The 340-nt window shown below is 37.9% G+C and carries 1 protein-coding gene; it reads right to left on the bottom strand.

Annotated elements, in window-relative coordinates; all coding sequences use genetic code 11:
- A partial coding sequence (locus H5158_RS22960) for a DUF2931 domain-containing protein (RefSeq protein WP_182719783.1) occupies nucleotides 1-340 on the bottom strand: 340 nt, incomplete at both ends.

Genomic DNA, 340 nt, shown 5'->3' with positions numbered 1-340 from the left:
CAACAATTAAATAAGGCCTGATATTTTCTTCTACTTCTCCTGTGCTTATCCATGCATAAGCAGGTAAATTTTTAGCTAATTTATAACCATTTTTATTTATTGCCAGTTCACCGTAGTAAATTCTGCTCTCTGACTTATCTAACCACTCAACCGCTACTTTTTCTGGGAATTTTTGATCGTAAACACCAACCATAGCTCCCGCTGTGGCTCGACAACAAGACATAGTTCCTGCGGGTACATCCCACTGGTCATCAAACTTAATTAAAGTCACGAATATATCATTACCTTCATCCGTTGAACCCGATACAACCATATAATCTATTTCACCTGTTGTTGCACA

It is taken from the genome of Pseudoalteromonas sp. SR45-6, from assembly GCF_014163545.1.
Lineage (GTDB): Bacteria > Pseudomonadota > Gammaproteobacteria > Enterobacterales > Alteromonadaceae > Pseudoalteromonas > Pseudoalteromonas rhizosphaerae.
Note: the sequence above shows the minus strand (reverse complement) of the source record. Positions and strands in the feature narration are given on the sequence as shown.